This window comes from Cellulomonas wangsupingiae, assembly GCF_024508275.1.
GTDB classification, from domain to species: Bacteria; Actinomycetota; Actinomycetes; order Actinomycetales; family Cellulomonadaceae; genus Cellulomonas; species Cellulomonas wangsupingiae.
The window spans coordinates 1990772-2009474 of the sequence record NZ_CP101989.1; the positions used below are offsets into that span (position 1 = coordinate 1990772).

At 75.6% G+C, this 18703-nt stretch carries 17 protein-coding genes and 4 tRNA genes; 10 read left to right on the forward strand and 11 right to left on the reverse strand.

The features are described from left to right. Nucleotides 1-2: 2 nt before the first annotated feature. Nucleotides 3-500, reverse strand: coding sequence for a DUF1269 domain-containing protein (locus NP075_RS09210; protein ID WP_227562910.1), 498 nt, complete (start codon nucleotides 498-500; stop codon nucleotides 3-5). A gap of 309 nt (nucleotides 501-809) precedes the next feature. On the opposite strand from NP075_RS09210, the gene nirB reads away from it, so the two are divergent. From nirB to NP075_RS09240, 6 genes are all read left to right on the forward strand, one after another. Beyond that, nucleotides 810-3371, forward strand: a complete 2562-nt coding sequence (nirB, locus tag NP075_RS09215; protein ID WP_227562911.1) for a nitrite reductase large subunit NirB — start codon at nucleotides 810-812, stop codon at nucleotides 3369-3371. Beyond that, nucleotides 3368-3787 carry a nitrite reductase small subunit NirD gene (gene nirD / locus NP075_RS09220; protein WP_227562912.1) on the forward strand — a complete coding sequence of 140 codons (420 nt, stop codon included), beginning with the start codon at nucleotides 3368-3370 and terminating at the stop codon, nucleotides 3785-3787. Before nirB ends, nirD begins: the two co-directional genes overlap by 4 nt. Further along, the gene (cobA, locus tag NP075_RS09225) at nucleotides 3784-5052 is read left to right on the forward strand and encodes a uroporphyrinogen-III C-methyltransferase (protein ID WP_227562913.1); all 1269 of its coding nucleotides are present in this window, start codon (nucleotides 3784-3786) and stop codon (nucleotides 5050-5052) included. The genes nirD and cobA overlap by 4 nt, the downstream gene beginning before the upstream one ends. An 8-nt stretch (nucleotides 5053-5060) precedes the next feature. Continuing rightward, nucleotides 5061-6170 (forward strand): uroporphyrinogen-III synthase, encoded by a 1110-nt coding sequence (locus NP075_RS09230; RefSeq protein ID WP_227563211.1) that lies wholly within the window; start codon nucleotides 5061-5063, stop codon nucleotides 6168-6170. Continuing rightward, nucleotides 6167-6895, forward strand: coding sequence for a sirohydrochlorin chelatase (locus NP075_RS09235; protein WP_227562914.1), 729 nt, complete (start codon nucleotides 6167-6169; stop codon nucleotides 6893-6895). Before NP075_RS09230 ends, NP075_RS09235 begins: the two co-directional genes overlap by 4 nt. A 116-nt stretch (nucleotides 6896-7011) precedes the next feature. Then, nucleotides 7012-7779, forward strand: a complete 768-nt coding sequence (locus NP075_RS09240; RefSeq protein WP_227562915.1) for a glycosyltransferase family A protein — start codon at nucleotides 7012-7014, stop codon at nucleotides 7777-7779. A 51-nt stretch (nucleotides 7780-7830) separates the two neighbouring features. Here NP075_RS09240 and NP075_RS09245 read toward each other — a convergent pair whose 3' ends face one another. From NP075_RS09245 to NP075_RS09255, 3 genes are all read right to left on the reverse strand, one after another. Continuing rightward, nucleotides 7831-8382 (reverse strand): DUF1269 domain-containing protein, encoded by a 552-nt coding sequence (locus NP075_RS09245; protein ID WP_227562916.1) that lies wholly within the window; start codon nucleotides 8380-8382, stop codon nucleotides 7831-7833. Nucleotides 8383-8502: 120 nt separating this feature from the next. Continuing rightward, nucleotides 8503-9579, reverse strand: a complete 1077-nt coding sequence (locus NP075_RS09250; protein ID WP_227562917.1) for a DNA polymerase IV — start codon at nucleotides 9577-9579, stop codon at nucleotides 8503-8505. Between the two features lie 46 nt (nucleotides 9580-9625). Beyond that, on the reverse strand, nucleotides 9626-11359 hold the full coding sequence (locus tag NP075_RS09255) for an alpha/beta hydrolase (RefSeq protein WP_227562918.1): 1734 nt from the start codon (nucleotides 11357-11359) through the stop codon (nucleotides 9626-9628). Nucleotides 11360-11553: 194 nt separating this feature from the next. On the opposite strand from NP075_RS09255, the gene NP075_RS09260 reads away from it, so the two are divergent. After that, nucleotides 11554-13014, forward strand: a complete 1461-nt coding sequence (locus tag NP075_RS09260; RefSeq protein ID WP_372456664.1) for an amino acid permease — start codon at nucleotides 11554-11556, stop codon at nucleotides 13012-13014. 5 nt (nucleotides 13015-13019) lie between these two features. On the opposite strand, the gene NP075_RS09265 is transcribed toward NP075_RS09260, so the two are convergent. From NP075_RS09265 to NP075_RS09290, 6 genes are all read right to left on the reverse strand, one after another. Then, entirely contained in the window at nucleotides 13020-14552 is a 1533-nt protein-coding gene (locus tag NP075_RS09265) for a hypothetical protein (RefSeq protein WP_256791777.1), read from the reverse strand. A gap of 96 nt (nucleotides 14553-14648) precedes the next feature. Continuing rightward, nucleotides 14649-14993, reverse strand: coding sequence for a hypothetical protein (locus NP075_RS09270; protein ID WP_227562921.1), 345 nt, complete (start codon nucleotides 14991-14993; stop codon nucleotides 14649-14651). Then, on the reverse strand, nucleotides 14990-15118 hold the full coding sequence (locus NP075_RS09275; RefSeq protein WP_255628607.1) for a hypothetical protein: 129 nt from the start codon (nucleotides 15116-15118) through the stop codon (nucleotides 14990-14992). The genes NP075_RS09270 and NP075_RS09275 overlap by 4 nt, the downstream gene beginning before the upstream one ends. A 225-nt stretch (nucleotides 15119-15343) precedes the next feature. Further along, nucleotides 15344-15418, reverse strand: a tRNA-Val gene (locus tag NP075_RS09280). Between the two features lie 18 nt (nucleotides 15419-15436). Continuing rightward, nucleotides 15437-15507: transfer RNA gene (locus NP075_RS09285), tRNA-Cys, on the reverse strand. 49 nt (nucleotides 15508-15556) lie between these two features. Continuing rightward, a tRNA-Gly gene (locus NP075_RS09290) sits at nucleotides 15557-15628 on the reverse strand. 131 nt (nucleotides 15629-15759) lie between these two features. Here NP075_RS09290 and NP075_RS09295 point away from each other — a divergent pair. Together NP075_RS09295 and NP075_RS09300 are read left to right on the forward strand one after the other, a co-directional pair. Then, nucleotides 15760-16842: a chorismate-binding protein gene (locus NP075_RS09295; RefSeq protein ID WP_372456665.1), complete on the forward strand. Its 1083-nt coding sequence runs from the start codon at nucleotides 15760-15762 to the stop codon at nucleotides 16840-16842. 40 nt (nucleotides 16843-16882) lie between these two features. After that, nucleotides 16883-17746: an aminotransferase class IV gene (locus NP075_RS09300; protein ID WP_227562922.1), complete on the forward strand. Its 864-nt coding sequence runs from the start codon at nucleotides 16883-16885 to the stop codon at nucleotides 17744-17746. 96 nt (nucleotides 17747-17842) lie between these two features. Here the strand turns inward: NP075_RS09300 and NP075_RS09305 are convergent, their stop codons facing one another. Beyond that, nucleotides 17843-18271 carry an SsgA family sporulation/cell division regulator gene (locus NP075_RS09305; protein WP_227562923.1) on the reverse strand — a complete coding sequence of 143 codons (429 nt, stop codon included), beginning with the start codon at nucleotides 18269-18271 and terminating at the stop codon, nucleotides 17843-17845. A 354-nt stretch (nucleotides 18272-18625) separates the two neighbouring features. Here NP075_RS09305 and NP075_RS09310 point away from each other — a divergent pair. Then, nucleotides 18626-18697, forward strand: a tRNA-Val gene (locus tag NP075_RS09310). The last annotated feature ends 6 nt before the right edge of the window (nucleotides 18698-18703 follow it).

The following is an 18703-nucleotide window of genomic DNA, read 5'->3' on the forward strand; positions in this document are numbered from 1 at the left end:
CGTCAGACGTCCTCCTCGAACGCCTCCCGCAGCTTGGCCTCGTCCGCCTCCGACAGGTTCGTCTGGATGAGCTCGGCGCGGATGCCCTTCTCCTTGAGGCCGGCGACGACGCGGTCCGGCACGTCGCTGGACGCGAGGAGGAAGAGCGCGGACGTGCCCGGCGTGACCTTCTCGCGCACCGAGCGGATGAAGTCGTCGTCGATGCCCACGTCGGTCAGGGCCCCGCCGATGGCACCGGCGGCCGCGCCGACGATCACGCCGACCAGCGGGATGAAGAACAGCAGCCCGAACAGCAGCCCCCAGAAGGTCCCGCCGAGCGCGCCGACCGCGGCGAGGTTGTGGGCCTGGCGGGTCTTCGGCTTCTTCTTGTCGGCCTGCCAGGACACCGTCGCCGCGTCCTGCACTTCGATGAGGTGCTGCTTCTGCAGGTCCAGGACGGCTTGCTCCGCCTGCTGCGCGCCCTCCGGGGTCTCGAACTTCCACACGCTGAGAGTGGCCACGATCGTCTCCTCGTCCCGGGCCGGTCCGTCACCCTGTCCAGGCGCGGCGCCTGCGCGGACCGCAGCCCGCCCCCAGGTTCGCCAGCGTGCCCGCGGGCCGCCTCACCCTGCGCGGGTGATCGTCGCGGCCCGGCGCCCCGGCCGGCCGCCGCCCTCACACCGCCGGCCGTCGCGATGTGCGCGGACGGTTCCTGCGGGGTAACGCGGGAGGGACCTCGACGGAAACACGCCGCCCGTAGCGTCGAGCACGCCGGCAGCCCTTGCACCCGACAGGGGCGGCGCAGCGACCCCGAGCCTCAGGAGGGCCCCATGGACGCACAGCGACACCTCGTCGTCATCGGCGGTGGGATGGTCGCCCAGCGCCTCGTCGAGGCCCTGCGCGACCGCGACACCGCCGGCACCTGGCGCGTGACGGTCCTCGCGGAGGAGCCCCGGCGCCCGTACGACCGCGTCGCGCTCACCAGCTACTTCTCCGGACGCAGCCCTGAGGACCTTTCGCTGGGGGACGCCTCCCTGTGGGACGACCCGCTCGTGACGCTCGTGCGCGGGGACGCCGTGACCGGCGTCGACCGCGACGCCCGCTCCGTCACCGCCGCCTCGGGACGGACCTACACCTACGACCACCTGGTCCTGGCGACCGGGTCGTACGCGTGGGTGCCGCCGATGGACGGCGCGGACCTCGACGGCGTCTTCGTCTACCGCACGCTCGACGACGTCGCCGCGCTGCGCGGCTACGTCAACCGCCTCGCGGAGGGGCGCACGGTGCGCGGCGTGGTGCTCGGCGGTGGCCTGCTGGGCCTGGAGGCAGCCGGCGCCCTCGACGCGCTCGGTGCCCGTGCAACCGTGCTGCAGGTCGACACCCACCTGATGTCCGCCCAGGTCGACCTCGGCGGCGGCGAGGCGCTGCGCCGCCTGGTCAACCGCCTCGGCATCGGCGTGCGCACGCAGTCGACGACCACCCGCGTGCTGCCGCACCGCACCGGCGGCGTGGGCCGCGTCGAGCTCGCGGACGGCACACGGCTGGACGCCGACGTCGTCGTCGTCGCCGCCGGCGTGCGGCCGCGCGACGAGCTGGCACGCGACGCGGGCCTGCCCATCGGGCCCCGCGGCGGTGTCGTCGTCGACGACTCCTGCCTCACCGACGACCCGAACGTCTCCGCGGTCGGTGAGGTCGCCTGCATCCGCGGCGCCTGCATCGGCCTCGTCGCGCCCGGCTACACGATGGCCGAGGTCGCGGTCGACCGGCTCCTCGGCGGCGGCGCGGTGTACCCCGCCGCCGACACCGCGACCAGGCTCAAGCTCGCGGGCGTCGACGTCGCCAGCTTCGGCGACGCGTTCGCCCGCACGCCCGGGGCGCTCGAGGTCGTGTGGGCCGACCCGGTGGGCGGGGTCTACAAGAAGCTCGTGATGTCCGACGACGCCCGCACGCTCCTGGGCGGCGTGCTGGTCGGCGACGCCAGCGCGTACGCGAGCCTGCGGCCGATGGTCGGCCGGGAGCTGCCCGGGGACCCGGCGGCGTTCCTGCTCCCGGAGGGGGGAGCAGGGGCCCCGGACCTCGAGCTGCCCGACGACGCGGGCGTCTGCTCCTGCAACAACGTGTCCGCCGGTGCGATCCGCCACGCGGTCGCCGAGGACGGCTGCCACGACCTCGGCGCCGTCAAGGCGTGCACACGTGCGGGCACGAGCTGCGGCTCCTGCCTGCCGCTGGTCAAGAAGATCATGGGCACCGAGCTCGGCAAGCTCGGCGTCACCGTCAGCAGCGCGCTGTGCGAGCACTTCGCGCTGTCCCGCGCCCAGCTCTACGACGCGGTCCGCGTGGCCGGGCTGCGCACGTTCACCGAGGTGGTCGAGCGGTTCGGGTCCCACGGCCGCGGCTGCGACATCTGCCGTCCCGTGGTCGCCTCGATCCTCGCGACCACCGCACCCGCGCACGTCCTCGACGGCGAGCGGGCCACCCTGCAGGACACCAACGACCACGTCATGGCGAACCTGCAGAAGGACGGCTCGTACTCCGTCGTGCCGCGCATGGCGGGCGGCGAGGTCACCCCCGAGGGCCTCATCACCGTCGGCGAGGTCGCCCGCGACTTCGGGCTGTACACGAAGATCACGGGCGGGCAGCGCATCGACATGTTCGGCGCCCGCATCGACCAGCTCCCGCTCATCTGGCGGCGGCTCGTCGACGCGGGGTTCGAGTCGGGGCACGCGTACGGCAAGTCCCTGCGGACCGTGAAGTCGTGCGTCGGGTCGACCTGGTGCCGGTTCGGCGTGCAGGACTCCGTGGCGCTCGCGGTGATGCTCGAGCTGCGGTACCGAGGGCTGCGCTCGCCGCACAAGATCAAGCTCGGGGTGTCGGGGTGCGCGCGCGAGTGCGCCGAGGCCCGTGGCAAGGACGTCGGCGTGATCGCGACCGACAAGGGCTGGAACGTGTACGTCGGCGGCAACGGCGGGTTCACGCCGCGTCACGCGCGGCTGCTCGCCGAGGACCTGGACACCGACACCCTCGTGCGGACCGTCGACCGCTTCCTGCTCTACTACGTGCGCACGGCGGACCGGCTGCAGCGCACCGCGCCGTGGATCGAGGAGGTCGAGGGCGGGCTGGACGGCGTGCGTGCGGTGGTCCTGGAGGACTCCCTGGGCATCTGCGGCGACCTCGACGAGCAGATGGCGCGGCACGTCGAGCAGTACGAGGACGAGTGGCGCGCGACCCTCGACGACCCGGACAAGCTCAAGCGGTTCGCCTCGTTCGTCAACGCCCCCGACGTGCCCGACCCCTCCCTGGCCTACGTGCCCGAGCGCGGCCAGGTCCGCCCCGCCTCCGCCGACGAGCGCGCCGTGCTCGTCGCCGGCGCCACCCTGGAGGTCCGCTCGTGACGACCATCGACGACGTGGCCACGACGTGGCTGACCGTGTGCCGGCTCGACGACCTCGCGCGCGAGCGCGGCGCGGCGGCCCTGGTCCCTGACGAGGTCGGGGGCGCGCCCGTCCTCACGCAGGTGGCGCTGTTCCGCCTGCTCGACGACCGTGTGCTGGCCGTGCAGCAGCACGACCCGTTCTCCGACGCGCACGTCCTGGCGCGCGGGATCGTCGGGACGCGCCGCGTCGACGGGCAGGACGTCCCGACCGTCGCGTCCCCCATGCACAAGCAGGTGTTCGACCTGCGCACGGGCGTGTGCCTGGACCCGGCCGGCAAGGTGCCGCGGCCCGGCCTGCTGCCGGACCTGCGGACGTGGGACGTCGAGGTGGTCGACGGCGACGTCCGCGTCGCGGTGACCGCGGGTGCGCGGTGACCACGCTCCTCGGTGCCGAGCTGACCGACCGGCCCGTCCTGGTGGTGGGGGGCGGCCCGGTGGCCGCCCGCCGTGCCGAGGCGCTGGTGGACGACGGGGCGCGCGTGCACGTGGTCGCACCGCACGTCTGCGAGCACCTCGCGGACCTCGTGGTCGCCGGACGCGCCCGCTGGTCGGACCGTGAGGTCGTCGAGTCCGACCTGGACGACGTGTGGCTCGTGCACACGGCGACGGGGGAGCGGGCGACCGACGCGGCCGTCGTCGCGTGGGCGACGGCCCGCCGGGTGTTCTGCGTCGACGCCGGCGGGCAGCGGCGTGCCGCCGCCGGGACCGCGCGCACGCCCGCGACGACGCGGGCCGGTGACGTGCTCGTGGGCGTCGTGTCGACCGCCGGCGCGGACCCGCGGCGCAGCGTGCGGGTGCGCGACCGGCTCGCGGCCCACCTGCGCGCCGGGGACGTCGACCTGCGCCGGCGCCGGCCCGCGGCCGACCGGGGACGCGTCGTGCTCGTCGGCGGCGGGCCCGGGGACGTGGGTCTGCTGACCGTCGCGGGCCGCCGGGCGCTCGCCGAGGCGGACGTCGTGGTGGCGGACCGGCTGGGCCCGTCCGACGTGCTCGACGAGCTGCCCGCGGACGTCGAGGTCGTCGACGTCGGCAAGTCGCCCGGGCACCACCCGGTGCCGCAGGACGAGATCAACCGCATCCTCGTCGAGCACGCGCAGCGCGGGCGCGTGGTCGTGCGGCTCAAGGGCGGCGACCCGTTCGTGTACGGGCGCGGCGGCGAGGAGGTGCTGGCCTGCCGGTCCGCGGGGGTGCCGGTCACGGTGGTCCCGGGAGTGAGCAGCGCCTTCGCCGCGGCCGCCGCCGCGGGCATCCCGCTCACGCACCGCGGGCTGGTCGGGGCGGTGCACGTGATGAACGGCACCGACGGCTGGTCGTCGGCCGCGCTGACGGGGCTGCGGGAGAGGTCGTGCACGGTCGTGGTGCTCATGGGCGTCGGGGCGCTGCCGGCGCTCGTGCGCGGCGCCCTGAGCGGCGGTGTGGATCCCGACGTCCCGGTCGCCGTGGTGGAGCGCGCGACCCTCCCGGACCAGCGCGTGACGCACGCGGCGCTGCACGAGGTGGCCGCGGTGGCGTCGGCGCGGGGCGTGCGCGCGCCCGCGGTCCTCGTCCTCGGGGACGTGGCCCGTCCGGGGCTGCTCGACGTGCCGCAGGACGAACGTGTGCACGCGCCGGGCCCGGGCGCCGCCACAATGGGCGCGTGACGGCGGACATGATCGACCAGACCTTGGCAGGCTGCGTCGTGCTCGTCACGGCCGACAGGCGGGCCGCGGAGCTGCGGGCAGCCCTCGAGCGTCGGGGTGCGACGGTGCGTCACGCACCCGCGCTCGGCATGGTGCCGCACACCGACGACGCGCTGCTGCTCGAGCGCACGCGGGACCTGCTGGCCGACCCGCCGGACACGGTCGTCGTCACCACCGGCATCGGCTTCCGCGGCTGGATCGAGGCGGCGGACGCGGCCGGCGTGGCCGACCGTCTGCTGGAGGCGCTGGCGACGACGCGCATCGTCGCGCGCGGTCCCAAGGCGCGCGGCGCGATCCAGGCGGCCGGCCTCAGCGCGGACTGGGTGGCGGAGTCCGAGACGAGCGCCGAGATCGCCGAGACGCTGCTCGACGAGGGCGTCGCGGGCCGCGACATCGTGATCCAGCACCACGGTGCGGGTGCCGACGGGCTCGACGAGGCGTTCGCGCTGGCAGGCGCGCGCGTGCGCAGCCTCGTGGTGTACCGCTGGGGGCCGCCGCCGGACCCCGAGCTCGTCCGGGAGTCGGCGCGCGCCGTCGCGGACGGCGAGATCGACGCCGTGGTGTTCACGTCGGCCCCCGGGGCGGCTGCCTGGCTGGCCGCGGTGGACGAGGCGGGCGTGCGGGACGGCGTGCTGCGCCGGCACCGCGCCGGCGGCGTGGTCTTCGCGGCGGTCGGGCCCGTCACGGCCAAGCCCTTGCTGGACGCCGGCATCGAGCCGCTCGTCCCGGACCGGGGACGTCTGGGCTCGCTCGTGCGCGCCGTCGTGACGCACTACGGCGGCATCGACGCCCTCGACACGGTCGCCGGTCCGCTGCGCGTGCGCCGGGCCGCCGCCGTCCTCGACGGCCGGGTCCTGCCGCTGTCGCGCACGGGCCTGGAGGTGCTGCGCCTGCTGGCCCACGCGCGCGGCTCCGTGGTCCCGCGCGACCGGGTGCTCGCGGCCCTGCCGGGCGTGTCGTCGGACCCGCACGCGGCCGAGGTCGCGATCGCGCGGCTGCGGGACGCCACGGGCAGCCGGGCCCTCATCCGCACGGTCGTCAAGCGCGGTTACCGCCTCGAGCTCCAGGAGCAGTCATGACCGCACCCGTGCTCGTCGGCTGCTCGCACGGGACGGACAGCCCGGCCGGTCGTGCCGCGATCTCCTCGATCCTCGTCGACGTCGCGGCCGCCCGGCCCGGGCTCGACGTGCGCGAGGCCTTCGTCGACGTGCAGCAGCCCGAGGTCGACGACGTCGTGACCCAGGCCGTCGGTGCCGCGCCGGCGGTCGTCGTGCCGCTGCTGCTGTCCGTCGGCTTCCACGTCAAGGTGGACGTCGCCCGGGCCGTGGACCGGCCCGGCGCGGCGGCGGCCCGGCCCCTGGGCCCCGACCCCCGGCTCGTCGACATCCTCGTCGACCGGCTCGCGGAGGCGGGACCGGCGGGGGACGACGCGGTGGTGCTCGCCGCCGCGGGCTCGACCGACCCGGCCGCGGCCGACGCGGTGCGGCAGGTCGTCGCGGCGCTGGAGCAGCGTCTCGGGCGACCGGTCGGTGTGGGCTACGGGGCCGGCGCCCACCCGCGCGTGCCCGTGGCCGTCGCCGCGGCCCGTGCCGGCCTGGCACCGGGGGCACGTGTCGTGGTCGCGTCCTACCTGCTGGCTCCCGGGTACTTCCTCGACCGCGTGCTCGAGGCGGGCGCCGACGTCGTGACCCGTGCGCTGGCACCCGACCCGCGCCTCGCCGCGATCAGCCTCGACCGGTACGACGAGGTCGCCGCGCAGGCGGCGGCGACGTGGCGGGCGCCGGGGGCGGTCCGCCCCGTCTGAGCGGCGTCCCGGCACGACCGCGGGCACCCGGTGAGGCGCGTCCGGTGGCGGCGGCGGGCCGCGGAGGTGAGGATCGGACGATCCCGCTCCGCTCCAGCGGACCCGGCAGGAGGACCGTGACGCTCGACGTGGCACGCCCGGACGCACCCGACAGCACACCGTCACGTCGTCCCGTCGTCTCGGTGGTCCTCCCCGTGCGTGACGACGCCCGGCACCTCGACGCCTGCCTGACGCTGCTCGCCCGGCAGACACGCCTGCCCGACGAGGTCGTGGTGGTCGACAACGGGTCCCGCGACGCGTCGGCGGACGTGGCGCGCCGGCACGGCGCCCGGGTCGTGCACGAGCCCCACGTCGGGATCCCGGCGGCCGCGGCGGCGGGCTACGACGCCGCGCGCGGTGACGTGCTGCTGCGGCTGGACGCCGACACGCGGCCCGGCCCGGACTGGGTGGCGCACGCCCTGCGGGTGCTGCGCGACCCGCGCGTGGAGGCCGTCAGCGGCTGGGGGCGGTTCGACCTGCCCGCACCGCAGGGCGCGATGGTCGCCAGCTCGTACCTGGGGGCGTACTACGGCCTGGGCAGGCTCGCCGCGGCCACCCCGGTGCTGTGGGGGTCGTCGACGGCGCTGCGGGCGGACTCGTGGCGGCGTGTCCGTGACCGCGTGACGCGCACGGCGGACGTGCACGACGACCTGGACCTGGCGATGGCGCTGGGCCCCGACGCGCGCGTCGTGGTCGACCGCTCGTGGCAGGTCGGGGTCTCGGCGCGGTCGGTGCGGCCGGGGCGGCAGTGGGTCCGACGGTTCGGCAGGGCGTTCCGGACGCTACGACGCCAGTGGCGGGTGATGCCGCCGTGGGAGCGGTGGGCGGTGCGGCTGCGCGGCTGACGGGCGCCTGGTGGACCCTGGGTGACGAGCCACCGGCCCGTCACGTCGCCGTCAGCTCGGCGTCTGTGCGGCCGCCTCGTCGGCCGCCGCCTTGATCTCCTCGGCCGCCGCCTTGTCGAGGGCCTTCTCGGCGATGGCGTCCGCCTTGTCCAGGGCCCTGCGCAGCTTCTCGGCGTGCGGGTCCGACACGAGGACGACGAGGCCGGAGTGGCCGGCCGGGACGGCGTCCTGGAGGTCCTCCACGAGCTCCTTGCGGTGGTGGAGCTGCACGCCCTTGCCGGCTGCCGCGCCGATCGCGCCGAGCGCGGCGACGCTGCCGAGGACGGTCGGGGGGAAGATGAGGCCGACGACGACGCCGCCGACGACGCCCCAGCCCAGACCGCGGCGCGTGCTGTGGTCGGTCGCCTCGAGGATCTGCAGGGTGCCGTCGTCGTCGCGACGGACCACGAGGACGCCCTCGACCGACAGCGTGCGCCCGTCCTCGGCGGCCTTGATCGTCTCGTAGGCCTGCCACGCGCTGTCCGTGTCGCCGAAGTCGGCGACGAGCAGCGTCCACGCGCCGTCGGTGACGGCGGCGGCGTCGACGGTGGTCTCGTCGGACATGTCTGCTCCTCGGTGTCGCGGGGTCGGTCGGCGTGGTCCGAGGCCCAGTACACGCCGCCGTGCCGGGGTGCGCCTCATCCGCTCCGCATGAGCCCGCAGCCGCCCGCGCCGGGGGTCGGCTCAGATCCGGCCCCGCACGGGGGTCCGCCCCGCCCGGTCCGTGTCGTCGGGCATCACCATCTCGGCCCGCACGCCCAGCAGACGCACCTCCCGGTCCTCGACCCGTGCGGCCAGCGCGGTCAGCGCCTCCAGGAGTGCCGCGGGGTCGCGGGTCGGCTCGGGCAGCGTGCGGCTCGTGCCGGTGGTGACGAAGGGCGCGTAGCGGATCTTCAGCGCCACCCGCACCACCGGCCGCCCGTCGTCGGTGACGTCCCGCACGACCCGGTCGGCGAGCTCGCGCACCGCGGCGCGCACCTCCTCGGGCGTCGTGAGGTTCTCCTGGAAGGTCGTCTCGCGGCTGTGGCCCCGCGGCACCCACGGCCGGTCGTCGACGGTCTGCGGGCCGAGCCCCTGGCCGAGCTCGTGGTACCAGACCCCCATGCGCGGGCCGAACTCCTCGACGAGAGCCTCGACGGGCGCGGAACCGAGCTCGTCGACCGTGGTGACCCCCAGCGCGGCGAGCCGCCGCGACACCCTCGTGCCGACGCCCCACAGCTCGATCGTCGGACGCCCGCCCATCACCTGGGACCAGTTCTCGGCCGTGAGTCGGAACACGCCCGCCGGCTTGCCGTGCCCGGTGGCGATCTTCGCGCGCACCTTGTTGTCGCCGATGCCGACCGAGCAGGCGAGGCCCGTCGCGGCCCGCACCACGTCCTGTGCGCGCCGCGCCAGCGCCTCCGGGTCGTGGGTCCGCGCCCCGAGGAACGCCTCGTCCCAGCCCAGCACCTCGACGACCGCGTCCAGCGACCGCAGCGCCGTCATGACGCGGTCGGACACCGCCTCGTACTCGGCGGCGTCGACGGGCAGGAACACCGCGTCGGGCAGCCTGCGGGCGGCCACCCGCAGCGGCATCCCCGAGCGCACGCCGAAGGCCCGCGCCTCGTAGGACGCGGTGGACACCACGCCACGCTCGGTCGGGCAGCCGCGCCCGCCCACGACGACGGGCCGGCCCGCCAGCTCGGGCCGGCGGAGCACCTCGACGGCGGCGACGAACTGGTCCAGGTCGACGTGCAGCACCCACGCCGTGCGACCACCCACGCTGCCGAGTGTGCCGGGCGACGGCCGCGGGCGCGAGGGCGCACCCTCACCCCTCGAGCGCCGCGCGGACGCGTGCGGTGTCCGCCGTCGTCCAGCCGTCGGGCGGCGCGACCGCGACCCAGCCGTCGAGGGCCAGCGCGTCGTAGTTGTGCCCGTGGCCGTCCGGCACCGACTTGGCGTTCAGCAGGTCGAACGTCAGCTGCCAGAACGTGACCACCGGGAACCACCGCACCGCCGGGCGGTCGCGGTCGGCCGGTGGCTCCCGGAGCCAGTCGGGCTCGGACAGGAGCAGGTCGGGGCTCCACCACACGACCGGGTCGTCGGCGTGCTGCAGGTACAGGGCGCGGGGAGGTTCCCAGGGCGTCGGGGGTGCCGCGATCTTGGCCGCGTCCCCCGCGAAGCGCACGAGCAGGCCGTCCGCGTAGACCGGGGACCTCTGGGGGGTGCCGGGGTCGCGGCGCTCCACCAGGGCGTGCCACACGCGGTTCGCGTCCGGCGGACCGGCCCACAGGACGCCGCCGGTCCGGGTGCGGACGTCGGCCAGCGACCCGAACGCCGCCTCGCTGCCGTAGGAGCCGAGGCTCTCGCCGTACGCGAGCAGCCGGGGCCGCTCGTCGGCCGGCAGCGTCGCGAGGTGCGCCTCGACGGCGGCCGTCAGCGCGCGCGCCTCCTGCGCGGCGCGCTCGCGGTCGACGAGGAAGGACAGCCAGCTGGGCAGGTACGAGTACTGGGTGGCGACCGTGGCGGTGTCGCCGCCGTGCACGAGCTCGAGGGCGTCGACGGCCGAGCCGTTGACCCAGCCGCTGCCGGTCGCCGTGGCCACCAGCAGCACGGACCGCTCGAACGCGCCCGTGCGCACCAGCTCGTCGACCGCGATCGCGGCCCGCTCGCGCGCCGTGCCGGCGGTCTCGATCCCGGCGTACACGCGCACCGGCGTCGCCGCCGTGCCGTCGGCGGTCACCGCGCGCAGCTCGTCGGCGGTCGGTCCGCCGGCCACGAAGCGCCGCCCCTCGCGTCCCAGCGACTCCCACGGCACGTCCGAGGCGGGCGAGCCGGAGCGCTCCGCGGCCTGCGGTCGGACGACCCCCGGGTGGTCGTCGTCGTTGCGCGCGGCGAACGCTCCGTCCGCCGCCGCCAGCGCGCGGCGCAGCAGGGCGTCGTCGACCAGGACCACGCCGCCGAGCACGACCGCCACGGCGACGACGGTGGCCACCGCGTGCGGCCACCGCCACCACCGTTCCAAGAGCCGGTCCACGTGCCGGGCCGCCCAGCCCACGCACCGCGCCGCCAGGACGAACGCGGCCGCGACCAGCACGAGGAGGGGACCGGCACGCAGCCAGTCGGCCGTCGAGGGCGGCGGCATCCCCAGGGCGGTCGTCATCCCGCGCTGCCAGCGGGCACCGACGACGAGCATGACGACGAGCGCCAGGCCGACGCCCCCGACGAGTCCCGGCCACAGCCACGGCACGACGCGGGGCGGGACCCCCCGGCGCGCGGTCACCAGCAGACGCCGCCACGCGGGCACGTGCCGCAGCACCCACGCGAGCGCCACGCCCACGCCGTAGCCCAGCGCGCCGGAGATCCCGGAGACGAGGGCCTGGTACAGCCAGTCGCGCGGCAGGAGCGAGGGCGTCATCGCCACGGTCGCGAACACCGCCCCGAGGACGAGGCCGCCGGGGTGGGCCGGGCGCAGCCACCGGTGGCGCGTCGGCCCGGCGGCTCGGCCGGCGAGGGCCAGGGGTCGGGCCGCGGGTCGCGGCGGCGCCGGACGCTGCGGCATGCGCCTCCCCCCGGACGGTGACGGTCCACCTGCGAGGGGTGACCCGCTGCTGTCCGAGCATCGCACCCGGCCCGGCGGCCCGCCATCAGCGGCGTCCGGCGCAGCGGTGGACGGGTGCGTCCGCGGCTGCCACCCTCGACGGGCAGGCGTCGCGCGCCGTCGCGACGCGTCCACCGTCCGGGGGGAGCGGGGCCATGGCCGCGTCGGGGCGTCACGGGTCGGTCTGGCGGCGTATGCCCGTCGAGCGGATGGGCAGCGAGACCGGAGCCGCCACCGGTCGGCTGACGAAGAGCCTCGGGCTGTGGCAGCTCACCGCGATCGGCGTCGGCGGCATCATCGGCGTCGGCATCTTCTCGCTCGCCGGGCTGGTCGCGCACGGCGACGCGAACAACCCCGCGGCCGGCCCCGCGGTGCTGGTCTCGTTCCTCGTCGCGGGTCTGGCGTCGGCCGCGGCGGCGCTCTCGTACGCGGAGTTCGCGGGGATGATCCCGCGGGCCGGGTCGGCGTACACGTACGGCTACGTGGCGCTCGGCGAGGTCGTCGGCTGGTTCATCGGCTGGGACCTGCTGCTGGAGTACATCGCGATCGTCGCGGTCGTGGCCATCGGGATCTCCGGGTACCTCGAGGCGTTCCTCGCGGGCTTCGGGGTGGAGCTGCCGGCTGCCTTCACCGCCAGCGCCGAGGAGGGTGGCGTCGTCAACCTGCCTGCCCTCGTGGTCTGCCTGTTCGTGACCTTCGTGCTCAGCCGCGGCACCCGGACGTTCGGGCGGTTCGAGCTCGTCGCGGTCGGCGTGAAGATCCTGCTGATCCTGTTCATCGTCGGGCTCGGGATCTTCTACATCGACACCGGCAACTACACCCCCTTCATGCCGAACGGGTTCGGGCCGGTGCTCACCGGTGCGGCGACGGTGTTCTTCGCGGTGTTCGGGTACGACGCGATGTCGACGGCCGCGGAGGAGGCGCACGACGGACGTCGGCACATGCCGAAGGCGATCATCCTGTCCCTGGTCATCGCGATGCTGCTGTACGTCGCCGCGACGCTCGTGCTCACAGGGCTGCAGGACTACCGGGACATCGACCCCACGGCCGGCTTCGCGTCGGCGTTCTCGAGCGTGGGGCTGCCGGTCGTCGCGAGCATCATCTCCGTGTTCGCGGTGCTGTCGATCCTGACGGTGATGCTCACGTTCCTGCTGGGCGTGACGCGCGTGTGGTTCTCGATGAGCCGCGACGGACTGCTCCCGCCCTGGTTCGCGGGCGTCGACCGGCACGGCACGCCGCAGCGCGTCACGTGGATCGCCGGGGTCGCAGCGGCGGTGCTGGCGGGCGTCTTCCCGATCCGGGCGGTCGCGGACCTGACGAACATCGGGATCCTGTCGGCGTTCGTCGTGGTCTGCGTCTCCGTCGCGCTGTTCCGCCGCACGCGCCCGGACGCCGAGCGCTCGTTCCGGCTGCCGTGGATGCCGGTGGTGCCCGCGTTCGGCGTGCTCGCGTCGGTGTTCCTCATCCTGCAGCTGCACTGGCAGACGTGGCTGCGGTTCGCCGTGTGGCTCCTCATCGGGCTCGTCGTGTACTTCGCGTACGGGCGCCGGTACGCGCTGCTCAACCCGCGCAGCCCGCACCACGCGCGCAGGGAGACGGTCCCACCGGCCGAGTGACCCGGTCAGGGCACCTGGGGCGGGGCCGACCGCCGTGCGGGGCGCGGCAGCAGCACCTGGACGTCGCCCAGCGGCACGACCCTGCTCCGCGTGAGCAGGCCCCGGAGCGTGGCGTCGCTGAAGCCGTTGCCGGTGCTCCGCGCGACGACGGCCGCGGACCCGGACGTCAGGTAGGCGACGGCGTCGTGCTGCCAGCGGTGGTTGCGGACCCGGGGGACGTGCCGGCCCTCCTGGTCACGCGTGCCGACGTCGTACGCCTGCCCGGAGACGTCGATGCGCGTGTCGCAGCCCCGGGCCTCGTTGCGCGACAGGACGTCGACCACGGCCAGCGCACCGGGGGAGTCGGCGCGGATGCAGCCCGTCGCCGGGAGCCGCTCGCGCACCTGGGCGACCGGGAAGGACACCGGTGCCGGCGTGCGTGCCACCGCGGCACCCGTCACGAGCCCGAGCGCGCAGCAGACCAGCGCCGCGCTCCACGCCCGGTGCCGGACGTCGACCAGCGACACGCCCGCGGCCAGCACGAGCGCCACGGCCGCCGCGCTGTAGGCCGCGTAGTGGGCGTAGTACGACGGTGCCACGAGGATCACGCCGACCTGGGCGGTCAGCAGCGTGACCCACAGCCGTCCCCGGTCGTGCCGCCAGGCCGCGGTCGCCGCGAGCGCGACGACCACGCAGACGGCGACGGTCACGACACCGCGCGTCACGTCGGAGGCGTGCCACAGGGCGGTGCCCACACCGGTGACACCCTCGAGCCTGGTGACGAGCGTCCCGGGGGTGCGGGGTCGTCCCAGCTGGTCGAGGACCACCAGGCGCAGCATCGCGTCGGGCGCGCGCACGGCGAAGGGCAGCACCACGACGGCGGCGGACGCGAGCGCCGCGCCCGTGACCCGCAGCGCGGACCGTCGGCTCCACGAGCACGCCTGCCACGCCACCACCACGACGACCGGGACGACGTTCCAGATCTTGACGACCGGCCCCAGCCCGAGGACGGCCCCGCCCGCCCAGAGCCACGAGCGTGACGAGCCCGGCGCGCGCGCCCGGAGCAGCAGGGACACACCCGCGAGGAGGGTCAGCGTGCCGAGCGGCTCCAGGAGCGTGAGCCGCTCGGCACGGGCGGCCGCCGCCGACAGGGCGTACAGCGTGGCGCCCACGACCATCGCGGCCGTGCCCCAGCGTCGTGCCAGACGTGCCACGAGCACGGTGCTGACCGCACCGACGAGGATGAACGCGAGCCGGGCGGCAGCCAGCCCGGTGGAGTCGCTCGTCCACCGCGCGAGGGCCGCGAACGGGGCGAGGGCCAGCGTGATGCCCGGCGGGTGCAGCAGCAGGAAGTCCCGGTAGGGGAGGCGGCCGTGCACGAGCGCGACGGCCGACGCGAAGTACACGCCGTCGTCGTACCCGTGGTAGCCGCGCAGCGCCGACGCGCCCCCGACCAGGTGCCAGCGGACGGCGAGCGCCAGCAGCGCCGCAGCACAGGTGGTCGCCCAGGCCACCGCAGGACGTGGCGCTGCGACGCCGGTCCGGCCGGCTGCCCCCATGCTCCCCAGCGTCGCAGCGCCTGCCGGGCGCCGCCACAGCACCCGGGTCCGGTCGGCCGACGCAGCGGCCGGGTGCGCCGGCCCTCCTCCGGCTCGTCAGCCCGGCGCCGGAGTGTGCCACTCCTCGCCGTCGTACACGCTCACCGTGCCGTCCTCCTGCACCGTGACCGTCATGCCCGGGCACAGCGCACCCTCGTACTCGCCGAGCACGTCGTCGCCCCGCTGCAGCCGCAGCGCGGTGCCCTCGCACTCCTCGACGTCGACGTACCCCTGGTCGTCGGCCGGCATCGCCTCGACCCTGTCCGTACCGACGACGTGCAGCTCGACGTCATCGGTCCAGAGGTTCACCAGGAGCGGCCCGGAGGGCATGACGTCGATGACGCAGCCGGTGAGCACCACGGCGAGGACGGCGCCCACGACCCCGCCGGTCCGGCGCCTCACGAGCCCTCCTGCTGCAGGGGCACCTCACCGGCGACGGTCGGCGCCCATGCCCGCTGCGGCCCTGCGGTGAGCGCCCGGCGCGACACGCGGACGGTGACGACGGACGAGCGCGTGCGACGGTGCATCGTGACCCCCTGCGGCGTGGTGCGGCGATCGTGCCGAACCCGCCGGTCCCGTGCGGGCGTTTCGTGGGCGGGTGTCAGCGCGGACGGCCGGGGGAGTCACGATTTCACCTGGCTGCCGCGCCAGGGCTCGCCGTTGAGGTCAGCGGCCGTCGCCCGGTCGCGGCAGGAACATCGCCGCCTGCTCGGCAACGACGAAGGCCCCAGGTCGGTGACCTGGGGCCTTGCTGGTGGGCGATACTGGGATCGAACCAGTGACCTCTTCCGTGTCAGGGAAGCGCGCTACCGCTGCGCCAATCGCCCATGGGGGAGTGCATTACGAGGTGGAGACGGGATTCGAACCCGTGTATACGGCTTTGCAGGCCGCTGCCTCGCCTCTCGGCCACTCCACCGCTGAGACCGCAGTCCACAACGGCTGGGGGCCGAAGGGGATAGCCTCCGAGCGGACGACGGGATTCGAACCCGCGACCCTCACCTTGGCAAGGTGATGCTCTACCACTGAGCCACGTCCGCACTGTCAGAACCGCCGTTGACCGGCGTTCCTGGTGCGTCGAAGACTCTAGACGACAACATCGACGAGAGTCCAACCGGCCTCGGCGAACGTGTCCTGCGGGGTGCGCTCCGCAGGTCGGTAGGTTGGGCGCGTGCCGACCCCGCCCGCCCTCCGGACCGCCGTCGCGCCCGGTGCGGCGTGGTTCGCCGGGCGGTACGCGACGGGTGTCGTGGAGCACGCCGACCTGCGGGTACGTCCCGACGCGCTGGCCACCCCGGGGTGGTGGGCGCTGGTGGGGGAGTTCGAGGGGCGCGTCGATGCCTGGCGGTTCGCGGACGTGGGGCCGGCGGGCGCAGCGGGTCCCGTCACGTGGCGAGGTCCCGCGCGCGACGCCTGGGTGTCGTCCCTCGACCGGGCGGCGTACCTCGCGGCGGTGGACGCGGTGCGCGCCCACGTCCGCGAGGGCGACGTCTACCAGGCCAACCTCTGCCGCGTGCTGTCCGCGCCGCTGCCCACCGAGGCGGGGCAGGAGCCGGACGCACGTGCGCTGGCCGCCCGCCTGGCGGCAGGCAACCCGGCGCCCTTCGCCGGCGGCGTCCACGTGCCCGCCGGCGGCGCCGTGCCCGCCGCCTGGGTCGTGACGGCGTCGCCGGAGCTCTTCCTGCGGGTGCGCGACGGGGTCGTGACCTCCGGCCCGATCAAGGGCACCGCCGCGACGACCGAGGGCCTGACCGCCAAGGACCGCGCCGAGAACGTCATGATCACCGACCTCGTGCGCAACGACCTGCAGCGCGTGTGCGTCCCGGGCACCGTGCGCGTGACCGACCTCCTGGGGACCGAGCACCACCCGGGCCTCGTCCACCTCGTCTCGACGGTCGCGGGCGACCTGGCCCCCGGCGTGCGGGACGCACCCGACGCGCTCGCCCGCGTCCTGGCCGCGACCTACCCGCCCGGCTCGGTGTCCGGCGCACCCAAGAGCTCGGCGCTGCGCGTCATCAGCGACCTCGAGCCGGTGCCGCGCGGGCCGTACTGCGGCCTGGTCGGATGGGCGCACGTCGCCGCCGACGGACGCCTCACGGCCGAGCTCGCCGTGGGGATCCGGACGTTCTGGTGGACCGACGACGTCCTGCGGTTCGGCACCGGCGCGGGCATCACGTGGGCCAGCGACGCGGCGCAGGAGTGGGGCGAGACCGAGCTCAAGGCCGCGCGGCTCGTCGCTCTCGCGTCGCGCTGATCCCGAGGGCCCGGGAGCGGTGCGGTGGCAGGATGGCGCCGTGGACCTCGCGATCTGGGCCGGCGGACGGCTGCGCGCACCCGACGAGCCCGTGCTCACGGCCGTGGACCACGGCCTGACCGTGGGCGACGGCGTCTTCGAGACGTGCGCGGTGCACCACGGTGCCGCGTTCGCCCTCACACGGCACCTCGCGCGGCTCGAGGCGTCGGCCCGCGGGCTGGGCCTGCCACCTCTGCCCATGGACGAGGTGCGCGAGGGGGTGCGGGCCGTCCTGGCCGCAGCGGGCCCGAGCGCCGGGCGGCTGCGGATCACGGTGACCGGCGGCCCGGGGCCGATGGGGTCCCACCGGCTCCCGCCCGAGGAGCAGCGGCCCACCGTCGTCGTCGTCGCCGGCCCCGCGGCGCGCACCGCCACGGCGCGCGCGGTCCGCGTGCCGTGGGTGCGCAACGAGCGCTCCCCGCTCGCCGGGCTCAAGACCACGTCCTACGGGGAGAACGTGGTGGCGCTCGCGCGTGCGCGCTCCCTCGGGGCCGACGAGGCGCTGCTGGCCGACACCCGGGGGCGCCTGTGCGAGGGCACCGGCGCCAACGTGTTCGTCGAGACGGGCGGCGAGCTGCTCACGCCGTCGCTCGAGACGGGCGCGCTCGCGGGCATCACCCGCGAGCTGCTCCTGCTGTGGGGACCCGAGGCCGGGCTGCCCGTGCGCGAGGCGCGTCCCGACGAGCTCGCGTGGGCGGTCCTCGACGACGTCCTCGACGGACGGGCGCACCTGGCGCTGACCGGCTCGGTCCGCAACGTCACCCCCGTGGTGAACCTCGACGGCACCGACGTGGCCGCCGGACCGCTCTGCCACGAGGCGCAGCGGGTCTTCCTCGCGCGCCTCGAGGACGACGTCGACCCCTGAGCCGCGCGGCCGGGACCGGGACGCGCGACGGCCGGCCCCGCAGGTGCGGGACCGGCCGTCGTCGTGACTGCGTGGCCCGCGAGCGGGCCGTGACGGTCAGGCGGTCAGGAGCGCTGCGATGAGCGCCGTGATCTCGCCCTCCATCTTGTCCGACTCGGCCCCGACGGGCACGAGGGACTCGGTCGCGGCGAGGAACCGCATCAGCGGCTCGGTCGGAGCCGCGAGCAGCGCGCTGCCCTCCACCCCCGACAGCGAGACGAGCGTGTAGTCGGGGTCGTCGTCGCGCCACACCTGCACGTCCCCGGTGCCCGCCGGTGCGTCGGCGACCGCGTGCACGCCGTGGGCGAGCAGCTCGCGGCCGAGCAGCCACGTGGACATCGTGTGGGCACCGGTGAACACGGCGCGCACGGTGTACGGGTCGGTGGTGCGGAAGCACAGCTCCGCAGACACGGGAATCACGGTGGCGTCGGACCCGATGAGCTGCATGGCGACGACCTCGATGACGTCGTACGACGAATCCGTCATCGGGTCCTCCGATCGCGTGAAGGGGCCCGCACGGGCCGTGGACTCACATCATGGCAGGACCGATGTCCCATTGGACCGTTGCCCGTGCACAGTTCACCCGCCCGGACCCTTTCAGCCGCGATGGAAAACGTTGCCCATCGTCGCGGCGGGACTCCGGGACGCCCGCGGCACCGCCCCGCGTGCCGGTGAGAGCGTGGTCAGCGCCGCACGACGCGACACCCACCACCGCCGGTTCGGAGATCGGCCCGGCGTCCGCTAGCATCGTCTCCCGTGCCGCCCACGGGTGGTCTCGCGGTCCTCTGCCCGTCGGCAGCAGGCCGCGACCGAGCGCGAGCGGCACGTGCAGGACCCAGCGGGCGATTGGCTCAGTGGTAGAGCGCCTCGTTCACACCGAGGAGGTCACTGGTTCGAACCCAGTATCGCCCACCCGCG